We start from the raw sequence: 18426 nt of genomic DNA, 5'->3' as shown, positions 1-18426 counted from the left end.
GATCAAGCGTTCTCGCCCAACAGTTCGGTGGCGATGCGGCGGACGATGGGTGCGGCCTCGGCCTCGGACATGCCGGGGCGCAGGCGCGGATCGTACAGGATCCGCAGCAGCAACTCGTCATGGCGCGTCAGCAGGGCGAATTCCTCATCGTCGTTGAAGATCGACGGGCGCGCGCCTGGGCTGTCATTGGCCAGCCCCATCCCCTGTGCCAGTTCCTCGTGGATGCACGACGTCCGCATCAGGGGCGGCAGTTCGGCGCGGATCACCGCCACCGCACGGGCGTAATCGGGCGCCGCCCCCTGCGAATAGGCAAACACCGCGCAGCTGATCGATGCGGGCAGGTCGGTCACGATGGACACGTCCTGCGACGGGATGCCGGGCACCAACTGGGACAGGCGTGGACCGATGGCGCGCCGTTCGTCCTCGGTCAGGACCAGGACGGTGAAATTGCCATTATCCGCGGTCAGCGATACGGGATGGCGCGCGGCGTCCGACAGGCGGGCGGCAAAATCGGCAACCTCGGATCGCCATGCGGGGCGGGCGGCCATGTCGGTCGACGCGCCGAATTCCAGTTGCATCTGGACCGGACCCTGCCAGCGGCGCACGGGCGCGGCGCGCGCTTGCGACACCAGCCCCCCGGCGGTCTGGCTGTATTCGTCGCGCAGCGCGATGTCGATGAAATTGCGGGTCAGGATCTCGGCGTCGATCGGGGCGTCCAGCGGCGCACGGTCGCGGCGCAGACGTCCCTGTGCCACCAGCCGTCGTTCGGCGGCGCCATAGAAATCGCGCTGCGACTGGCTGGCCGGGCTGGGTGCGGCCGATGCCTGCTGGGCGATCGCGTTCGCCGCGCGGTTGCGTTCGGCTCGCGCGCGGCGCAGGTCGGCCTGGCTCTGTGCGGTGGCGGCGGCTTCGGGGCGTGCCTGCGGACGCGGAGATCCGGGGGTCTCCGTGAACGGATCGGGTGCGCAGCCTGCCAGCAGCAGTGCCAACCCGACGGCGGGGACGGCCGCGCGGATCATCAGCGCCGCCCGCCGGGTCCGGCAACAGCCGTGGGTTGGCGCGATGATGCCGCGGCCAGCGCGTCACGCAGCTCTGCCTCCATCCGCACCAGTTCCGTTTCGGCCGAAGCCCGACGCGAACGGCCCTCGTCGGCGATGCGCAGGCTGTCCTCGATCGTGGCGATCAGCTGGGCGTTGGCGGTCTGCACCGCCTTGATGTCAAAGACGCCGCGTTCGGTTTCCGTGCGGATCTGGGCATTGGCCTGACGCAGGTTGTCGGCGTTGCGGGTCAGCAGTTCGTTGGTCAGGTCACTGGCCTCCTTGACCGCGCGGGCGGCCTCGGCGCTGCGCTGGATGGTGACCGCCTGTGCCAGTTGGGTCTCCCAAAGGGGCACCGTGTTGACCAGGGTCGAGTTGATCTTGGTCACCAGCGACTTGTCGTTTTCCTGCACCAACCGGATCGAGGGCAGCGACTGCATCGTCACCTGCCGCGTCAGCTTCAGGTCGTGGACGCGGCGTTCCAGATCGTCGCGCAGGGTGCGCAGGTCGCGCAACTCCTGTGCCTCGATCACCTGGTCGGGCTGCGCCTTGGTGGCCAGTTCGGCCTCCTTGGCGGGAATCGTCACGCTGTCCAGTTCGGCCAGCTTTTCGGTGCCTGCAGCAATATACAGCGCCAGTTCGTCATAAAATGTCAGCGTGCGGTCATACAGGATGTCCAGCGACTTGACGTCCTTGAGCAGCTTCTGTTCGTGCCCTTCCAGTTCGGCCGTGATGCGGTCGATCTGGGTCTGGACCTGTTCGTAATTCGCCACGAACTTGGCAAAGGGCGCGGACCGCCCCAGCAGCTTTTCCCACCAGCTGCGACTACGCCGCATGTCCAGCTCGGATGTCGAAAACCCGCGGATCGTGGTCACGACCTCGCGCAGGGTATCACCTGCGGGACCGACCTCCTTGGTCTTGACATCGGCCAGCATGGACTGACTGATCTGCTGCAGGTCGGCCTGCGCGCGGGTGCCAAAGCGCAGGATCGAATTGCTGTCCTTCAGGTCGATCTCGGCCATGCGGGCGCGGATCTGTGCCTGGACGGCGGGGTCGGCATCGGACAGGGAGCTGGCCGCGGGCGCAGGCTCGGGCAGCGGTGCAGAGGTCAGCGCCTCGATCTGCGCCTGAGCGGCTGCGGCGCGGCGTTTCGTCTCGTCACTCATCGGCATGTCCCCTTGTCGGCCATCCACCCATCGGGTGGCTCCGGTGTCTCAGCATATGGCGAAATCCAGTCGCATCAACGACAGCCATACCGGAAAGTTTCGCGACATGGCAGGGGGGACACAGCGGTTGATGCGGATGGGCCACAGGAGCGGCCCATCCGGGGGGCGTCAGGCCGCGGCCTTGATCCCGTAAAAGCTGTCGCCCTTGGCCGCCATGTCGCGCAGCATCTGCGGCGCCGCGAAACGGGGGCCGTGATTGGCCTCCAGACGGTCGCAGATCTGCACTGCGCGTTCGGCGCCCAGAATGTCCAGCCAGCCGAACGGACCGCCCGACCACGGCGCAAAGCCCCAGCCCAGAATGGCGCCCACATCACCCTCGCGGATGTCCTCCAGCACGCCGTCCTCCAGCGCGCGCACGGCCTCAAGCGTCTGCGCGAACATCAGGCGGTGCTGGATGTCCTGCAATTGCAGCTGGTCCGCCGCACGCGGATATTGCGTGTCCAGACCCTCCCACAGGCCTTGCCGCTTGCCGTCCTCATAGGCGTAAAAGCCCGCGCCGCCCTTGCGGCCCATCCGGTCCTGATCGGCCATCCAGAACAACACGTCGTCGACCGCGCCGTCGGGATAGGCATCGCCCATCGCAGCCTTGGTGGCTTTGGCGATTTTGACGCCCAGATCGATGCTGGTCTCATCGACCAGCTGCAGCGGACCCAGAGGCATGCCCATCATCTTGGCGGCATTTTCCACCAGCGTGGGGTTCACGCCCTCGGCCACCATGCGGATGCCTTCGTTGATATAGGGGATGATGCAGCGGTTGGCGTAGAAGAACCGCTCGTCGTTGACGACGATCGGGGTCTTGCGGATCTGGCGCACGAAATCCAGCGCCTTGGCGACCGCGACGGGGCCGGTCTGTTTGCCCTTGATGATCTCGACCAGCAGCATCTTGTCGACGGGGCTGAAGAAGTGGATGCCGATGAACTGCTCGGGGCGCGCGCTGGCCCGGGCGAGATCGCTGATCGGCAGGGTCGAGGTGTTGGTGGCAAAGATCGCGTCCGTGGGGATCACGGCTTCGGCCTTCTTGGTGACCTCGGCCTTGATGGACGGGTCCTCGAACACCGCCTCGACGATCAGGTCGCAGCCCTCAAGGGCCGCGTAATCCGTCGTGGCGGTGATGCGGGCCAGCACCTCGGCCTTTTTCTCCTCGGTCGATTTCTTGCGGCTGATGGCCTTGTCGAGCAGACCCGTGGAATAGGCCTTGCCACGGTCGGCGCTGTCCTGTGCGGCGTCGATCAGCACGACCTCGATCCCCGCCATCGCGCTGACATAGGCGATACCCGCGCCCATCATGCCCGCGCCCAGGATGCCGACCTTGCGCACGGTCTGGTCCGGCGCATTGGGGCGGTTCGCACCCTTTTCCAGGGCTTCCTTGTTGATGAACAGGCTGCGGATCATCGCGGTGCTGGACGGGTTCATCAGCACGTTGGTGAACCAGCGCGCCTCGATCTTCAGCGCCTGATCGAACGGCACCATCGACCCCTCATAGACCGCCGACAGCAGCGCCTTGGCCGCCGGATAGACGCCCATGGTCTTGCCATGCACCATCGCGGATGCACCGACAAAGGTCATGAAGCCTGCCGGGTGGAACGGCTCTCCGCCGGGCATCTTGTAGCCCTTGGCATCCCACGGCTTGACGATGTCGGCGTCCTTGGCCTCCAGCACCCAGGCCTTGGCGGCGGCCAGCGGGTCGGCTGCGACCTCGTCGATCAGCCCCGCCGATTTGGCCTTTTTCGGGTCAGACAGCTTGCCCTCCAACAGGAACGGCGCGGCCATCATCGCGCCCAGCTTGCGCGTCAGGCGGGTGGTGCCGCCGGCACCGGGAAAGATGCCGACCATGATCTCGGGCAGGCCGATCTTGGCGCGCGGATTGTCCGCGGCAAAGATCCGATGCGTCGCCAGCGGCAGCTCCAGCCCGATGCCAAGCGCGGTGCCGGGCAGGGCCGACGCGATCGGCTTGCCGCCCTTTTTGGTCTTGGGGTCCATCCCCGCCAGCTCGATCTTGCGCAGCAGATGGTGCAGCGTCATCACGCCGTCGAACACGCCCTGCGCGCCGTTCGCGTCCTTCATGCCCGCGATGACCTTCAGGTCCATCCCGGCGGCAAAGTCCTTTTTCCCCGACGTGATGACGATGCCCTTGACTGCATCATCAGCCAGCGCGTCGTCGATCTGCCCGCTCAGCGCGGTCGCGCCGTCCATCGACAGCACGTTCATCGACTTGCCCGGCACGTCCCAGGTGATCACCGCGACGCCATCGGCGCCTTTTTCCATCGTGAAATCGGTCATGTCCGGGCTCCTCACACGCGTTCGATGATGGTGGCCGCGCCCATGCCGGACGCGATGCACAGGGTCGCCAGACCCATGGTCTTGTCCTGCCGCTCAAGCTCGTCCAGCAGGGTGCCGATGATGATCGCGCCGGTCGCGCCCAGGGGGTGCCCCATGGCGATCGCGCCGCCGTTCACGTTGACCTTGGAATGGTCCACGTCGAACGCCTGCATGAAGCGCAACACGACGGATGCAAAGGCCTCGTTGACCTCGAACAGGTCGATGTCGCTGATGGACAGGCCGCTGTCCTTCAGGATCTTTTCGGTCACCGGCACCGGGCCGGTCAGCATGATCGTGGGGTCGGTGCCGATCTTGGCAGTGGCGCGGATGCGGGCACGGGGTTTCAGGCCATGGGCCTCGCCGAACTCGCGGGTGCCGATCAGCACGGCGGCGGCGCCGTCGACGATGCCGCTGCTGTTACCCGCATGGTGGATGTGATCGACATGGGTCAGGTGCGGATATTTCAGCATCGCGACCTTGTCGAAACCGGGCATCATCTCGCCCATTTCCTTGAAGGCGGGGCGCAGCTTGGCCAGATCTTCGGCAGAGGTGCCGGGCCGCATGTATTCGTCGCGGTCCAGGATGGTCAGCCCGTTCTGGTCCAGCACAGGGACGATGGACTTGCTGAAACGGCCTTCCTGCCACGCCTGCGCGGCACGGCGCTGGCTTTCCACCGCCAGCGCATCGGCCTCGTCGCGGCTGAATCCGTATTCGGTGGCGATGATGTCGGCGCTGATCCCCTGCGGCACGAAATAGGACCGCATGGCCAGGCCCGGATCGACCGCGATGGCCGCCCCGTCGCTGCCCATGGCGACGCGGCCCATCATCTCGACGCCGCCGGCGATATAGGCCTGGCCCGCACCACCCTTGATCTGGTTGGCGGCCAGGTTCACGGCCTCCATGCCCGATGCACAAAAGCGGTTGATCGACAGGCCCGGGATGCGCTCGTCCAGATCGGATGCCAGCACGACGCTGCGCGCAAGACAGCCGCCCTGTTCCTTGACCTGGGTGACGTTGCCCCAGATGACGTCCTCGACCGCGTGGCCCTCCAGGCCGTTGCGTTTCTTGACGGCGTTCAGCAGGCGCGTGGACAGCGCCAGCGAGGTGACCTCGTGCAGGCTTCCATCGGGGCGGCCCTTGCCGCGCGGGGTGCGGGCGGCGTCATAGATGTATGCGTCGGTCATATGTCCTCCTCGGTCGCCCGGTCCGATGGGTTGCCGGGCATCAGGTCATAGGGGTGCTTCCAGCCGGGCAGATCGGCGATGCCGTCCAGCCAGCGGTCGATATTCGTCCATTCGGCGCGGTCAAAGCCAAAGGGTTCGGGATAATAGAGGTAACCGCACAGCGCGAGATCGGCGATGGTCGGCCCGCCCGGGGCCACCCAGTCGCGGTCGGCCAGATGCGCGTCCAGCACCTTGAGCGCCGCCAGCAGGCGACCCTGCAGGAACTCGGCGGCACCCGCGGGGCGCTTGTTCTGCGGGATGAAGTTCAGCTGGAACCGTGCCGGCCCGCCCGATGCCGAAACCTTGTGGTTGTCGAACATCAGCCAGCGCAGCGTCTCGTTGCGGTCGCTGCCCCAGTACTTGCCGTGCTGGTCGGCCAGATGCATCTGGATGACCGCCGACTGGGTCAGCGTCAGGCTGCCCTCGCGAAAGACCGGGACTTCGCCCATGGGATTCAGCGCGCGAAACGCAGGCGTCCGGGCCTCTCCGTTGAAAAAGTCGACATAGACGGGGCGCCAGTCGTGCCCCGTCAGTTCCAGGGTCAGCGCCGCCTTGTAGGCATTGCCGCTTTCGCCAAAGCACCAGAGATCTGCGGTCATCTTTCCTCCTGCCGCCGGGGGCGCGGCCCCCGGCATGGTCCTGTTTCAAGGGTTCAGAAAGCTTCGGCCTCCAGCGCCATGACGGTCTCGGCGCCCGACTGGATGCGTGCCAGATGCGTCCCCGTCATCGGCAACTGACGCTTCATGTAATAGCGTCCGGTCGCCAGCTTGGTCCTGTGAAAGTCAGGGTCAGCCGTACCCGCGTCCAGCGCCGCCTGAGAGGCGACAGCCATGCGCGCCCACATGTAGCCCAGGGTCACATGACCGAACAGGTGCATGAAGTCATAGCTGCCCGACAGCGCATCGTTCGGGTTCTTCATGCCGCGTTCCATAAAGAACATGGATGCCGCCTGCAGGTCCTTGGACGCGGCCTTCAGCGGTTCGATGAAATCGGCGGCCAGCGCCGGGTTTGCGGACTGCTCCTTGCAGAAGGATTTGACCAGGTCAAAGAACGCCATGACATGCTTGCCGCTATCCTGCGCCAGCTTGCGTCCGACCAGATCCAGCGCCTGCACGCCATTCGCGCCTTCGTAGATCATGGTGATCCGGGCGTCGCGGACGAACTGGCTCATGCCCCATTCCTCGACATAGCCGTGGCCACCCAGAACCTGCTGCGCCAGCACCGTCGCCTCGAACCCCTTGTCGGTCAGGAAGCCCTTGATGACGGGGGTCATCAGCGACACCAGCCCTTCGGCGTCCTTGTCGCCGGCCATGTGGCTGCGGTCGATCAGATGCGCCCCCCACAGGGCCAGAGCGCGTGCGCCCTCGATAAAGCTCTTCTGGTCCAGCAGGCTGCGGCGGATGTCGGGATGGACGATCAGCGGATCGGCCGCGCCCTGCGGGTTCTGGGCACCGGTCACGGCACGGCCCTGCAGGCGGTCCTTGGCATAGGCCAGCGCGTTCTGATACGCAGGCACGGCGGCGGCATAGCCCTGCAGGCCCACGCCCAGACGGGCCTCGTTCATCATGGTGAACATGGCGCGCATGCCCTTGTGCAGGTCGCCCAACAGCCAGCCGCGCGCGCCGTCATAGTTCATAACGCAGGTCGCGTTGGCATGGATGCCCATCTTGTGTTCCAGCGCGCCCACGGACACGCCGTTGCGGTCGCCCAGAGTGCCATCCGCGTTCACCAGGAACTTGGGCACGATAAACAGGCTGATGCCCTTGGTGCCCTCGCCTCCGCCGGGCGCCTTGGCCAGCACCAGGTGGACGACGTTCTCTGCCATGTCGTGATCGCCGGCCGAGATAAAGATCTTTTGCCCCGTGACCAGATAGCTGCCGTCGTCCTGCGGTTCGGCCTTGGTGCGCAGCAGGCCCAGATCGGTGCCGCAATGCGGTTCCGTCAGGTTCATCGTGCCGGTCCAGTCACAGCTGACCATCTTGGGCAGCCAGGTCTGTTTCTGTTCGTCGGTGCCATGCGCGTGGATCGCGGAATAGGCACCGTGCGTCAGGCCCTGATACATGTTGAAGGCCATGTTGGCCGACACGAACATCTCTCCGGTGGCGACGCCCATCGTGTAGGGCATGCCCTGACCGCCATAATTGGGGTCGCAGTCCAGCGCGGTCCAGCCGCCCTCCTTGACCTGATCGAACGCGGCGCGGAACCCGTCGGGGGTGCGCACGACGCCGTTTTCCAGCACGCAACCCTGCTGGTCGCCCGACAGATTCAGCGGCGCCAGCACTTCGGCGGCCAGCTTGCCGGCGGCCTCCAGCACGGCTTCGGTGAAATCGGGGGCCAACTCGTCATGGCCGGGCAGGTCGGATTGCGACAGCTTCAGGACGTCGTGCAGGACGAATTGCAGGTCGCGGATCGGGGGCGTGTACGAGGGCATGGCGGGATCCTTTACGGCTGTTCTATGGGGGCTGCGGAAAGCCGGCCCGTGGCATCCGAGATCTGCTGGCGAAGGTCGGCGATCGCCTCGCTCAGTTCGGCATATTGCCGTTCCATGTCCGCCAGACGGTCACGACCGATGTCGATCGTGGCCGCAACCTGCGCGCGGTTCGTGCCGCCCGGTTCGTACAGCTGCAGCAGCTGGCGGATCTGTTCCAGGCTGAACCCAAAGCGCTTGCCGCGCAGGATCAGGATCAGCCGGGCCCGGTCGCGCCTGTCATACAGACGGTGCTGGCCGCGGCGCTGGGGAAAGATCAGCTCTCGTGCCTCGTAGAAACGCAGCGTACGCGGGGTCACCTCAAAGGCGTCGCACATCTGGCGGATTGTCATCAGATCATCGGACATTTGGTGCGGCTCCTCCTAAAACCGGCTTTCCGTCCTGCCTTGACCATAGGATCAAGTTGACGCGGACGTAAGCAAGACGCGGCGTCACTGGGACGCGTGCCGCTGCGTCAGGTCATTTTCGCAAGTTCTGCCATGGTGGCCTGGCGCAGCTGGTCCAGATCGGCGCGCGCCGCCGTCAGGTCGGCGATCTGCCCATCCAGCACCGCCAGCTGACGATCGGCCATGTCGATCCAGACCTGATATTGTTCGCGCGACCCCTTTTTGTCATAGATCTGCAACCATTGGCGGATCTCCTCCAGGCTGAAACCGAAACGGCGTCCACGCAGGATCAGCGTCATCCGGGCAACGTCGCGCGGGCCATAGAACCGGGCACGGCCTTCCTTTCGGGGCTGCAGCAGTTCGATGTATTCGTAATAGCGCAGCGTGCGGGGCGTCACCTCGAACCGTGCGCACATGTCCTTGAAGCTGATGCGGTCCTCGGTCACCCGGTCCCTCCGTCGAAGATTTCCCTTGGCGTCAACCTAAGCGCAGCCGCATCCTTTCTCAACCGAATCGCGCGCCGGGGCTTGATGCGGGTCCCGGCGGGACGCTACCCCTAGCGCAAAAAAGGACGCCCCATGCCCGATCCCGACGATCACGCCCGCATCGCCCAGCAATTCATCGAGGCGATCCCCCATGCGCGCGCGCTGGGCATGCGCGTGGACGAAATCGGGGCGGGGCGCGCGACGATCAGCATGCCCTGGGCCGAACACCTGGTTGGCGATCCGCGCACCGGCGTGATCCACGGGGGCGTTGTGTCGGCGCTGATGGACACCTGCTGCGGGGCGGCGGTGATGGCACATCCGACAAATCCGCGATCGACCGCGACGATCGACCTGCGCATCGACTACATGCGGGCGGCGATGCCGGGACAGCGGATCACCGCACGGGCCGAATGCTATCACATGACGCGCAGCGTGGCGTTTGTGCGCGCCGTGGCGCTGGACGAGGATTCCGACAACCCCGTCGCCGCCGCCACGGCGGCCTTCACGGCGGAGCGGTGATCATGGGCGACCGCAACGAACCCCTGCACCAGATCAAGTCGCGTCGCGATTCCGCACTGGCAGCGATGGTCACCGGCGTGCCCTACATGACCTGGCTTGGCATCCGCTTTGACCGGCGCGGGGACGAGCTGACGGCGATCCTGCCCTATGACGACAAGCTGATCGGCAATCCGATGCTGCCCGCGATCCACGGCGGGGTGACGGCGGCGTTCCTGGAGGTCACGGCGATCATCGAACTGGGCTGGGCCGCCATGTGGGAGGACCTGGAGTCGGGCCGCATCGCCCCCGACGCCGCCGTCCCCGACAGCCTGCCGCGGCTGCCCAAGACCATCGATTTCACCGTTGATTACCTGCGGTCGGGCCTGCCGCGCGACGCTTATGCCCGCGCCCGCGTGGTGCGGTCGGGACGGCGCTATGCGTCCGTCCATGTCGAGGCATGGCAGGACAACCGCGCCCGTCTGATCGCCCAGGCCACCGGGCATTTCCTGATGCCGCAGCCTTGACCCTGCTGACCCATCGCCGCGTGCTGCACATCGCGGTGCCCATCGTCCTGTCGAACCTGACGGTGCCCCTGTTGGGGCTGGTCGACACGGGCGTCGTGGGCCAGTTGGGCCAGCCGCAGGCCATCGGCGCGGTGGGGATCGGCGCGATCATCCTGACGTCCATCTATTGGGTGTTCGGGTTCCTGCGCATGGGCACGTCGGGGCTGGTGGCGCAGGCACATGGCGCGGGCAACACGCCCGAGGTCGGTGCCCACCTGCTGCGCGCGCTGGCCATCGCCGCCGCCGCGGGGCTGGTGTTCATCGCGCTGCAGGCGCCGATCTTTTGGGCGGCCTTTCGGCTGGCCCCGGCATCCGACGCGGTCGAGGCGTTGGCCCGCGACTATCTGGCCATCCGCATCTGGGGGGCGCCCGCCACCATCGGCCTCTATGCGATCACCGGCTGGCTGATCGCGGTCGAACGCACCCGGGCGGTGCTGGGGCTGCAGCTGTTGCAGAACGGACTGAACGTGGCGCTGGACCTGTGGTTCGTGCTGGGCCTCGGGCTGGGCGTCGCGGGGGTCGCCTGGGCCACGCTGATCGCCGAGGTCGGCGGCATGGCATTGGGCCTGTGGCTGGCGCGGCACGTGCTGGGGCAGGCGCGGCGTGCGGCGGGGCTGTGGGCACGCGACCGGCTGATGCGGCTGGCGCGGGTCAACAGCGACATCATGATCCGGTCGGTCCTGCTGCAGGGGTGCATGACCAGCTTTCTGTTCCTGGGCGCGGGGCAGGGCGACGTGCCGCTGGCCGCGAACCAGGTGCTGCTGCAGTTCGTGGCGCTGACCGCCTATGCGCTGGACGGGTTCGCCTTTGCCGCCGAAAGCCTGGTGGGGCAGGCCGTGGGCGCGCGCCGTCCCGACCGGGTGCGGCGGGCGGCGCTGCTGACATCTGCCTGGGGGCTGGGGGGCGCGGTTGTTCTGGGGCTGGTCTTCATCATCGCGGGGGGCGCGATCATCGACCTGCTGACCACGTCCGACGCGGTGCGACAGGCGGCGCGCGTCTATCTGCCGTGGCTGGGGCTGGCACCGCTGATCGGTGTGGCGGGCTGGATGCTGGACGGCATCTTCATCGGAGCCACGCTGACGCAGGACATGCGCAACGCGATGATCCGGTCGGTGGCGGTGTTCGTCGCCTGCGTCCTGATCCTGCCGCCGTTCTGGGGCAATCACGGGTTGTGGGCGGCGCTGATGGCGCTGAACCTGGCCCGGGCGGTGACGATGCTGCGTCGCTATCCCAACGCCGAGGCCGCTGCAGCCTGACCGGACCGCGGAAATTTTAAGCGTTTTCAGGTTGCATGGCCAGATCTGGCCGGCACAGTGATCCGATCATTGTCGGAGAGATGTTTCATGACTGCCGCCCGTACAGTTGCCACAGCGATTGCGCTGACCTGCCTTGCCGCCAGCGGCGCCCATGCCCAGGGCCGCCACTATGCCATGTCCGGCTACGAGAGGAACTGCCCCCTTCAGACGGGCGGAGAAGGGATCATCGCCATCGGCGCGGGGACATTTTCGTTGACCGAAACCCATTACGACCGACAATCGCCGCTGAACACCCTGCCGGACGGATGGAGCAGCGCGACCTACGCGATCATGTCCGAGGGAGAGAGCTATGGTGCAGAGACCGTGCGACTGCGCGTGACCGACCGGCAGGTCGAGATCGTGCTGCAGGATGGACGTACCGTTTCGGGCGCACGCTGTCGCTGATGGTCCGGATGGCCTGCGGCGTCCTGCACGACACAGGGGCCGGTGCCTGTCGCGACGGGATCGCCGCATGCACGATCGGGTGCACGAAAAAGGGGACGCCATCGCGCCCCCTTTCTGAATGAACGATGTGACTGGCGCCTATGCCTCGTCGATGACCTGGCGGCGGGCCTCGTCCATCAGGCGGGCCATCTGCGCACGGATCGTGGCGGCGTCGGCGACGCCGGTCAGGTCGGCCTCGACCTTGCGGAAGACGTCTTCCTCTCCGGGCTCGTCGAAATCGGCGCTGACCACGGTCATCGCATAGGCGCGCGCTTCATCGTCGGTCTTGCCCAGCTGTTCGGCTGCCCATTCGCCCAGCAGGCGGTTGCGCCGCGCCTCTGCCCTGAAGCGCAGGTCGGCGTCATGGGCGAATTTCGATTCGTGGGCGCGCTCTCGGTCGTTGAACGTGGTCATCGGGCTCTCCTGTGCGGCATGTCGCACAAGATATGCCCATCGGCGCGCGTTGTCGCAAGGCTCGACTTGCCCCCGACGGGCAATCCGCGCTAAGCGGCATCTTCAGGGACATGCGAAAGGACGGTGGGCCCATGGCACCGCGGCGCAAGAAAGTTTACGAAGGCAAGGCAAAGATCCTTTACGAAGGCACCGAGCCCGGCACGCTGATCCAGTATTTCAAGGATGACGCGACCGCCTTCAACGCGCAAAAGCGCGCCACCATCGAAGGCAAGGGCGTGCTGAACAACCGCCTGTCCGAGTTCTTCATGAACGGGCTGACGAATATCGGCGTCCCGAACCACTTCATCCGCCGCATCAACATGCGCGAACAGCTGATCCGTCAGGTCGAGATCATCCCGCTGGAAGTGATCGTGCGCAATTTCGCCGCCGGCTCGCTGTCCAAGCGTCTGGGCATCGAGGAGGGCACCGCCCTGCCGCGCCCGATCGTCGAATACAGCTACAAGAACGACGAGCTGGGCGACCCGATGGTGTCCGAGGAATACATCATCGCGTTCGGCTGGGCGACCCAGCAGGACCTGGACGACATCGTGTCGCTGGCGCTGCGCGTCAACGACTTCCTGTCGGGTGTGTTCTATGGCGCCGGCATCAAGCTGATCGATTTCAAGATCGAGGTCGGGCGGGTCTGGGACAATGATTTCATGCGCCTGATCGTGGCGGACGAGATCAGCCCCGACAGCTGTCGGCTGTGGGACGTCAAGACCGGGCAGAAGCTGGACAAGGACGTGTTCCGCCGTGATCTGGGCAACCTGACCGACGCCTATACCGAGGTGGCGCGCAGGCTGGGCCTGATGCCCGCCAACACGACCAGCCTGAAACCCACCGCGATCAACTGAGAGGGACTGCCGCCATGAAAGCACGTGTCACCATCATGCTGAAGGACGGCGTCCTGGACCCCCAGGGCGAGGCGATCCGCCATGCCCTGGGCGGGCTTGGCCATCAGAACGTCACCGGCGTCCGTCAGGGCAAGCTGATCGAGCTGGACCTGACCGCCACCGACGCCGAGGCCGCCCGCGCCGAGGTCGCAAGGATGTGCGAGGGCCTGCTGGCCAACACCGTGATCGAGAAATATTCGATCGAGATTGCGTAAGCTTTCGACTGACGCTGCGGCAGCCTGCCATTATCGGCAGGTAGCCCCCTGCAGCCCGTTGCAAAACGCACCCGTTTGACGCCCAATGTGCGGATGATGAACCAGACCCCGTCCCCTCAGAACGCCGCCCCGGTCATCGCGATCAACGGCTTGCACAAATCCTATGGCCAGCTTGACGTTCTCAAGGGCGTCTCCATGACCGCCCCGCGCGGTCATGTGATCAGCCTGATCGGGTCGTCCGGTTCGGGCAAATCCACGCTGCTGCGCTGCTGCAACCTGCTGGAGAACAGCCAGGACGGAGAGATCCTGTTCGAGGGCGAGCCCGTCCGCTGGAAGGGGCAGGGCCAGAACCGGCACCCCGCCGATCGCGCCCAGGTCACGCGGATGCGCACCAATCTGTCGATGGTGTTCCAGCAGTTCAACCTGTGGGCCCACATGACGATTCTGCAGAACGTCATGGAGGCCCCGGTCACCGTGCTGGGGGAGGACCGCGCCACCGTCGAGGCCCGCGCCCGCGACCTGCTCGCCAAGGTCGGCATCGGCGACAAGGCCGATGCCTGGCCCGCCCAGCTGTCGGGCGGCCAGCAGCAGCGCGCCGCCATCGCGCGCGCGCTGTGCATGCAGCCCAAGGCCCTGCTGTTCGACGAACCCACCAGCGCGCTGGACCCCGAGCTGCAGCAGGAGGTCGTGCGCGTCATCAAGGATCTGGCCGGGGAACATCGCACGATGATCCTGGTCACCCATGACATGCGGCTGGCCGCCGATGTCAGCGACCACGTCGTGTTCCTGCATCAGGGCGTGGTCTGCGAAGAAGGCCCGCCGGACCGGCTGTTCGGGAACCCGCAGACCGACCGTCTGCGCCAGTTCCTGTCGGCGACGATGGCGACATAAGAAACCAACAGGAGAGACGTTCGAATGAAATCGCTGACCATTGCCGCCACCGCACTGATGCTGACCGCCGGTCTTGCGCAGGCACAGACCATCCGCATGGGGACCGAGGGCGCCTATGCCCCCTACAACTTCATCGACGACGCCACCGGTGAGGTCACCGGCTTTGAGATCGAGCTGGGCAACGAATTGTGCACCCGCGCCGAACTGGAATGCACCTGGGTCCGCAACGATTGGGATTCGATCATCCCGAACCTGGTGTCGTCGAACTATGACACGATCATGGCCGGCATGAACATCAACGAGGAACGCCAGGCGGTCATCGCCTTTACCCAGCCCTATACGCCCGCGACGCCTTCGGCCTATGCCGCACTGTCGGCGGACGTCGAGGTCGACAGCGCCGTCGTGGCCGCGCAGACCAGCACCATCCAGGCGGGCTATGTCGCCGAGACCGATGCGACGCTGCTGGAGTTTCCGAACCCCGACCAGGCCGTGGCCGCCGTCCGTAACGGAGAGGCCGACGCCATCCTGGCCGACCGCGACTTTCTGGCCCCCATCGTCGAGGAATCGAACGGAGAGCTGGTCTGGGTCGAGGGCAAGGACCAGGTCGCACTGGGCGAGGGTATCGGCATGGGCCTGCGCCAGTCCGACACCGAGCTGCTGGAGAAATTCGACGCCCAGATCACCGCGATGAAGGAAGACGGCAGCCTGAACGCGCTGATCACCAAATGGTTCGGCGACGACGCGCAGCTGTTCGAATGATCTGACCCGCCGCCGCGGGCCTGTTCCGCGGCGGCCCTTCGGGATATCCCATGTTTGCATATTGCACCGATCCGTCCCCGCTGCAGGGGCTTGGCTGGCTGTCGTGTTACCTGACATCGGGCACGCACCTGTTGTTCTATGCCAGCTTTGGGACGGTTCTGGTGCTGCTGGCGATCACCGCGCCCATCGCGCTGCTGTTCGGTTTCGGCGGCGCCATGGCCAGCCGCTCGCGCATCGCGCCGGTGCGGTGGTTCGGGGGTCTGTACACGTCGATGGTGCGCGGCGTGCCTGACATCATCTTTTTTCTGTTCGTGCCGATTGCGCTGGACCAGGCCTTTGAATGGGTCCGTCATCAGGCGCTGTGCGATACCGACGCCCCGGTGCGTCAGGGCAACGATTTCGTCGTCTGCGCCGCAGCGAAACTGCCGCTGAACAGTGCCGCGCCCTGGGTGCATGACGCCTATGGTATCTTTCTGGCGGTCATCGCCTTTGCCATCGTCTTTGGCGCCTTTGCCGCGAACGTGCTGTCGGGGGCCATGCAGGCCGTCCCGCGCGCCCAGCTGGAGACGGCCGAAGCCTATGGCATGTCGCCCGCCCAAGTGAACCGCCGTGTCCTGATCCCGCAGATGTGGACCTATGCCCTGCCGGGGCTGTCGAACCTGTGGATGATCCTGATCAAGGCCACGCCGCTCTTGTTCCTGCTGGGGGTCGAGGACATCGTCTATTGGGCGCGCGAACTGGGCGGGTCCAAGACCAGCGCCTTTACCTATCCGCACCCGGACTGGCGGCTGTATTATTTCCTGGGTATCCTGGTGTTCTATCTGGGCATGACGTGGATTTCGGGGCGCGTCCTTGACCGCGTCACGGCGCGGTTGTCGCGCGGTCAGGCCACCATGGGTGGCGAGGCGCTGCGCAAGGGGACCCCGGCATGAGCTGTGTCCAGACGATCATGGATTATGGCCTGCGCTCGATCGGCATCGGCGAACGCCTGCTGCCGCGTGCGGATTATACCCTGTGCCAACAGGCGACGCTGATCGGGTCGGGACTGATCTGGAACCTGTATTTCGCGATCCTGGCGCTGTCGGTGGGCTTTGTCATCGCGACCGCGCTGGCGGTGGCGCGGACCAGTGCGAACCCCTGGCTGCGCAAGCCCGCGGATGCGTTCATCTTTGTCTTTCGCGGCAGCCCGTTGTTCATCCAGTTCTTCATCGCCTATGAATCGCTGGTGCTGTTGCCGCGTGCGGGCATCGACATCCTGGGAATGACGATCCAGACCAGCTGGCTGACGCGGGCCTGGGCCGGGGCGCTGATCGTGTTGATCCTGAACACCGCCGCCTATAGCGCGCAGATCTTTCACGGCGCGCTGATGTCCGTCCCCAAGGGAGAGGTCGAGGCCGCTGACGCCTATGGCCTGACCGGCTGGAAACGGTTCCGCCGCGTCATCTGGCCAACCATGCTGCGTCTGGCCTGGCCCAGCTATACGAACGAGGCGATCTTTTTGTTTCACGCCACGACCCTTGTCTATTTCAGTGGATTTCCGGCGTTCCAGCAAAAAGGCGACGCGTTGTATTACGCCAGCTATTTCGCGGACCGGACGTTCAACCCCTTTGTCGCCTATCCTATCGCTGCCGCTTATTTCATTGCCGCCACCTTGGCTTTGATCTGGGTTTTCGGCAGGGTGAACAGGCGGCTGAACCGGCACCTGCCGGGTGCGACCAGTCGCGTCCGGTACCGTCCCCAGTTGATGAGATAATCCCATGGAATGGCTGCGCGAACACCCCGAGGTCAAGACGATCCGCGTCGCGGCAGCAGACCTGAACGGTGTCGCGCGGGGCAAACGCGTGCCCGCCCGCTATGCCGGAAAGCTGCTGGATGAGGGGACCAAGTTTCCCTATTCGGTCCTGAACCTGGACATCTGGGGCGAGGATGTCGAGGACAGCCCGCTGGTCTTTGAATCCGGCGACCCGGACGGGCTGCTGCTGCCAACCGAACGCGGTTTCCTGCCCATGCCATGGCTGGACGCGCCCACGGGCCTGCTGCCGCTGTGGATGTTTCATCCCGACGGCACGCCCTATGACGGCGATCCGCGGCAGGCGCTGGCCCGCGTGGCCGAACGCTATGTCGCGGCCGGGCTGGTGCCGGTGGTCGCGACCGAGTTGGAATTCTTTCTGATCGATGACAGCGGCAGGACGCTGCGCGTGCCGCCCAGCCCGAAATCGGGCAAGCGGCGCACCGGTGGCGAGGTCCTGTCGCTGCGTGCGCTGGATGCGTTCGACCAGTTCTTTACCACGCTGTATGATGCCTGCGAGGCGATGGACATTCCCGCCGACACCGCCATATCCGAGGCAGGTCCGGGTCAGTTCGAGATCAACCTGATGCATCAGGCCGACCCGTTGAAGGCCGCCGACGACACCTGGCTGTTCAAGATGCTGGTCAAGGGGATCGCGCGCACCTACGGCTTTGCCGCCAGCTTCATGGCCAAGCCATACGAGATGTTCGCGGGTAACGGGATGCACATGCATTTCTCGATCCTGGACCGGGCAGGGCGCAACATCTTTGACAATGGCGGCGAAGAGGGGACAGAGGCGCTGCGCCAGGCCGTCGCCGGCTGTCTGCGCGCCATGCCCGGATCGACCCTGCTGTTCGCCCCGCACGAGAACAGCTATGACCGCCTGGTCCCCAACGCCCACGCCCCCACCGGGATCGGCTGGGCCTATGAGAACCGCACGGCCGCGATCCGCATTCCGGCATCCGGCCCAAAGGCCCGGCGGATCGAACATCGCGTGGCGGGGGGCGATGTGAACCCCTATCTGACTATCGCCGCCATTCTGGGCGCCGCCCTGAACGGGATCGAGGATAAGTTGGTCGCGCCCGCGCCCTTCAAGGGCAACGCCTATGACCAGAAACTGGCCCAGTTGCCCGGCGATTGGGGTGCCGCGATCGACGCGTTCGACACCTGCCCGGAAATCCGCCGCATCCTGCCTGCGCATCTGGTCGACAACTATCTGATGACCAAGCGCCAGGAACTGCACTATATGGCCGAACTGTCCGACGAGGAGACGGTGGAGCTGTATCTGGACACGGTTTGATCACAGCACTGTCCCATCCGGCGTGCGCATGATGAATGATCGGGTAAAGTTCATTTGATGGAATGATCACCCACAGCAACTGCCATGGTGCACCGGTGGTTGCGGTCACCAAGGCGTCGTTGGATCGCTGCGCCGTCAAGGCTGCTGTCACTGCCGCTGATC

Annotated in this window: 20 protein-coding genes; 11 read left to right on the top strand and 9 right to left on the bottom strand. The window is 65.6% G+C overall.

Annotated elements, in window-relative coordinates:
- Positions 1–2: 2 nt before the first annotated feature.
- The 8 genes from ACJJVR_RS01145 to ACJJVR_RS01110 form a co-directional block, all read right to left on the bottom strand.
- Positions 3–1019 (bottom strand): DUF2927 domain-containing protein, encoded by a 1017-nt coding sequence (locus tag ACJJVR_RS01145; protein ID WP_405401557.1) that lies wholly within the window; start codon positions 1017–1019, stop codon positions 3–5.
- Positions 1019–2203: a toxic anion resistance protein gene (locus tag ACJJVR_RS01140; protein ID WP_405401556.1), complete on the bottom strand. Its 1185-nt coding sequence runs from the start codon at positions 2201–2203 to the stop codon at positions 1019–1021. The genes ACJJVR_RS01145 and ACJJVR_RS01140 overlap by 1 nt, the downstream gene beginning before the upstream one ends.
- Before the next feature lie 168 nt (positions 2204–2371).
- Entirely contained in the window at positions 2372–4543 is a 2172-nt protein-coding gene (locus ACJJVR_RS01135) for a 3-hydroxyacyl-CoA dehydrogenase NAD-binding domain-containing protein (RefSeq protein WP_405401554.1), read from the bottom strand.
- A gap of 11 nt (positions 4544–4554) precedes the next feature.
- Complete coding sequence (locus ACJJVR_RS01130) at positions 4555–5766, bottom strand: acetyl-CoA C-acetyltransferase (RefSeq protein WP_405401552.1); 1212 nt, start codon at positions 5764–5766, stop codon at positions 4555–4557.
- A complete protein-coding gene (locus ACJJVR_RS01125; protein ID WP_405401550.1) occupies positions 5763–6404 on the bottom strand; it encodes a glutathione S-transferase family protein in 642 nt (213 codons plus the stop codon). The genes ACJJVR_RS01130 and ACJJVR_RS01125 overlap by 4 nt, the downstream gene beginning before the upstream one ends.
- A 53-nt stretch (positions 6405–6457) precedes the next feature.
- Positions 6458–8236 carry an acyl-CoA dehydrogenase C-terminal domain-containing protein gene (locus tag ACJJVR_RS01120; RefSeq protein ID WP_405401548.1) on the bottom strand — a complete coding sequence of 593 codons (1779 nt, stop codon included), beginning with the start codon at positions 8234–8236 and terminating at the stop codon, positions 6458–6460.
- 11 nt (positions 8237–8247) lie between these two features.
- On the bottom strand, positions 8248–8640 hold the full coding sequence (locus tag ACJJVR_RS01115) for a MerR family DNA-binding transcriptional regulator (RefSeq protein WP_405401546.1): 393 nt from the start codon (positions 8638–8640) through the stop codon (positions 8248–8250).
- Positions 8641–8747: 107 nt separating this feature from the next.
- Positions 8748–9095, bottom strand: a complete 348-nt coding sequence (locus ACJJVR_RS01110; protein ID WP_405401618.1) for a MerR family DNA-binding transcriptional regulator — start codon at positions 9093–9095, stop codon at positions 8748–8750.
- Positions 9096–9257: 162 nt separating this feature from the next.
- On the opposite strand from ACJJVR_RS01110, the gene ACJJVR_RS01105 reads away from it, so the two are divergent.
- From ACJJVR_RS01105 to ACJJVR_RS01090, 4 genes are all read left to right on the top strand, one after another.
- Positions 9258–9683 carry a PaaI family thioesterase gene (locus ACJJVR_RS01105; RefSeq protein WP_405401545.1) on the top strand — a complete coding sequence of 142 codons (426 nt, stop codon included), beginning with the start codon at positions 9258–9260 and terminating at the stop codon, positions 9681–9683.
- Positions 9684–9685: 2 nt separating this feature from the next.
- The gene (locus ACJJVR_RS01100) at positions 9686–10186 is read left to right on the top strand and encodes a PaaI family thioesterase (protein WP_042247551.1); all 501 of its coding nucleotides are present in this window, start codon (positions 9686–9688) and stop codon (positions 10184–10186) included.
- Positions 10183–11481, top strand: a complete 1299-nt coding sequence (locus ACJJVR_RS01095) for an MATE family efflux transporter (RefSeq protein WP_405401543.1) — start codon at positions 10183–10185, stop codon at positions 11479–11481. Before ACJJVR_RS01100 ends, ACJJVR_RS01095 begins: the two co-directional genes overlap by 4 nt.
- Before the next feature lie 87 nt (positions 11482–11568).
- The gene (locus ACJJVR_RS01090) at positions 11569–11925 is read left to right on the top strand and encodes a hypothetical protein (RefSeq protein WP_405401541.1); all 357 of its coding nucleotides are present in this window, start codon (positions 11569–11571) and stop codon (positions 11923–11925) included.
- A gap of 138 nt (positions 11926–12063) precedes the next feature.
- On the opposite strand, the gene ACJJVR_RS01085 is transcribed toward ACJJVR_RS01090, so the two are convergent.
- Complete coding sequence (locus tag ACJJVR_RS01085) at positions 12064–12378, bottom strand: DUF1476 domain-containing protein (RefSeq protein WP_405401539.1); 315 nt, start codon at positions 12376–12378, stop codon at positions 12064–12066.
- A 131-nt stretch (positions 12379–12509) separates the two neighbouring features.
- On the opposite strand from ACJJVR_RS01085, the gene purC reads away from it, so the two are divergent.
- From purC to ACJJVR_RS01050, 7 genes are all read left to right on the top strand, one after another.
- Positions 12510–13271, top strand: coding sequence for a phosphoribosylaminoimidazolesuccinocarboxamide synthase (purC, locus tag ACJJVR_RS01080; RefSeq protein ID WP_042247558.1), 762 nt, complete (start codon positions 12510–12512; stop codon positions 13269–13271).
- Positions 13272–13285: 14 nt separating this feature from the next.
- Entirely contained in the window at positions 13286–13525 is a 240-nt protein-coding gene (gene purS / locus ACJJVR_RS01075; RefSeq protein WP_405401536.1) for a phosphoribosylformylglycinamidine synthase subunit PurS, read from the top strand.
- Positions 13526–13618: 93 nt separating this feature from the next.
- A complete protein-coding gene (locus ACJJVR_RS01070) occupies positions 13619–14416 on the top strand; it encodes an ABC transporter ATP-binding protein (RefSeq protein WP_405401534.1) in 798 nt (265 codons plus the stop codon).
- A gap of 24 nt (positions 14417–14440) precedes the next feature.
- The gene (locus ACJJVR_RS01065; RefSeq protein WP_405401533.1) at positions 14441–15175 is read left to right on the top strand and encodes a transporter substrate-binding domain-containing protein; all 735 of its coding nucleotides are present in this window, start codon (positions 14441–14443) and stop codon (positions 15173–15175) included.
- 50 nt (positions 15176–15225) lie between these two features.
- The gene (locus ACJJVR_RS01060; RefSeq protein ID WP_405401531.1) at positions 15226–16107 is read left to right on the top strand and encodes an ABC transporter permease; all 882 of its coding nucleotides are present in this window, start codon (positions 15226–15228) and stop codon (positions 16105–16107) included.
- Positions 16104–16928: an ABC transporter permease gene (locus ACJJVR_RS01055; protein WP_405401529.1), complete on the top strand. Its 825-nt coding sequence runs from the start codon at positions 16104–16106 to the stop codon at positions 16926–16928. The genes ACJJVR_RS01060 and ACJJVR_RS01055 overlap by 4 nt, the downstream gene beginning before the upstream one ends.
- Before the next feature lie 4 nt (positions 16929–16932).
- On the top strand, positions 16933–18264 hold the full coding sequence (locus ACJJVR_RS01050; RefSeq protein WP_405401527.1) for a glutamine synthetase family protein: 1332 nt from the start codon (positions 16933–16935) through the stop codon (positions 18262–18264).
- Positions 18265–18426: the final 162 nt, after the last annotated feature.

Source organism: Paracoccus sp. Ld10 (genome assembly GCF_045064235.1).
Lineage (GTDB): Bacteria > Pseudomonadota > Alphaproteobacteria > Rhodobacterales > Rhodobacteraceae > Paracoccus.
This window is presented reverse-complemented; position numbering and strand designations above follow the sequence as displayed.

Coding starts and splice junctions, on each gene's coding strand:
- ACJJVR_RS01145 (WP_405401557.1), bottom strand. CDS start 1,019: ATGATCCGCGCGGCCGTCCCCGCCGTCGGGTTGGCACTGCTGCTGGCA.
- ACJJVR_RS01140 (WP_405401556.1), bottom strand. CDS start 2,203: ATGAGTGACGAGACGAAACGCCGCGCCGCAGCCGCTCAGGCGCAGATC.
- ACJJVR_RS01135 (WP_405401554.1), bottom strand. CDS start 4,543: ATGACCGATTTCACGATGGAAAAAGGCGCCGATGGCGTCGCGGTGATC.
- ACJJVR_RS01130 (WP_405401552.1), bottom strand. CDS start 5,766: ATGACCGACGCATACATCTATGACGCCGCCCGCACCCCGCGCGGCAAG.
- ACJJVR_RS01125 (WP_405401550.1), bottom strand. CDS start 6,404: ATGACCGCAGATCTCTGGTGCTTTGGCGAAAGCGGCAATGCCTACAAG.
- ACJJVR_RS01120 (WP_405401548.1), bottom strand. CDS start 8,236: ATGCCCTCGTACACGCCCCCGATCCGCGACCTGCAATTCGTCCTGCAC.
- ACJJVR_RS01115 (WP_405401546.1), bottom strand. CDS start 8,640: ATGTCCGATGATCTGATGACAATCCGCCAGATGTGCGACGCCTTTGAG.
- ACJJVR_RS01110 (WP_405401618.1), bottom strand. CDS start 9,095: ATGTGCGCACGGTTCGAGGTGACGCCCCGCACGCTGCGCTATTACGAA.
- ACJJVR_RS01105 (WP_405401545.1), top strand. CDS start 9,258: ATGCCCGATCCCGACGATCACGCCCGCATCGCCCAGCAATTCATCGAG.
- ACJJVR_RS01100 (WP_042247551.1), top strand. CDS start 9,686: ATGGGCGACCGCAACGAACCCCTGCACCAGATCAAGTCGCGTCGCGAT.
- ACJJVR_RS01090 (WP_405401541.1), top strand. CDS start 11,569: ATGACTGCCGCCCGTACAGTTGCCACAGCGATTGCGCTGACCTGCCTT.
- ACJJVR_RS01085 (WP_405401539.1), bottom strand. CDS start 12,378: ATGACCACGTTCAACGACCGAGAGCGCGCCCACGAATCGAAATTCGCC.
- purC (WP_042247558.1), top strand. CDS start 12,510: ATGGCACCGCGGCGCAAGAAAGTTTACGAAGGCAAGGCAAAGATCCTT.
- purS (WP_405401536.1), top strand. CDS start 13,286: ATGAAAGCACGTGTCACCATCATGCTGAAGGACGGCGTCCTGGACCCC.
- ACJJVR_RS01070 (WP_405401534.1), top strand. CDS start 13,619: ATGATGAACCAGACCCCGTCCCCTCAGAACGCCGCCCCGGTCATCGCG.
- ACJJVR_RS01065 (WP_405401533.1), top strand. CDS start 14,441: ATGAAATCGCTGACCATTGCCGCCACCGCACTGATGCTGACCGCCGGT.
- ACJJVR_RS01060 (WP_405401531.1), top strand. CDS start 15,226: ATGTTTGCATATTGCACCGATCCGTCCCCGCTGCAGGGGCTTGGCTGG.
- ACJJVR_RS01055 (WP_405401529.1), top strand. CDS start 16,104: ATGAGCTGTGTCCAGACGATCATGGATTATGGCCTGCGCTCGATCGGC.
- ACJJVR_RS01050 (WP_405401527.1), top strand. CDS start 16,933: ATGGAATGGCTGCGCGAACACCCCGAGGTCAAGACGATCCGCGTCGCG.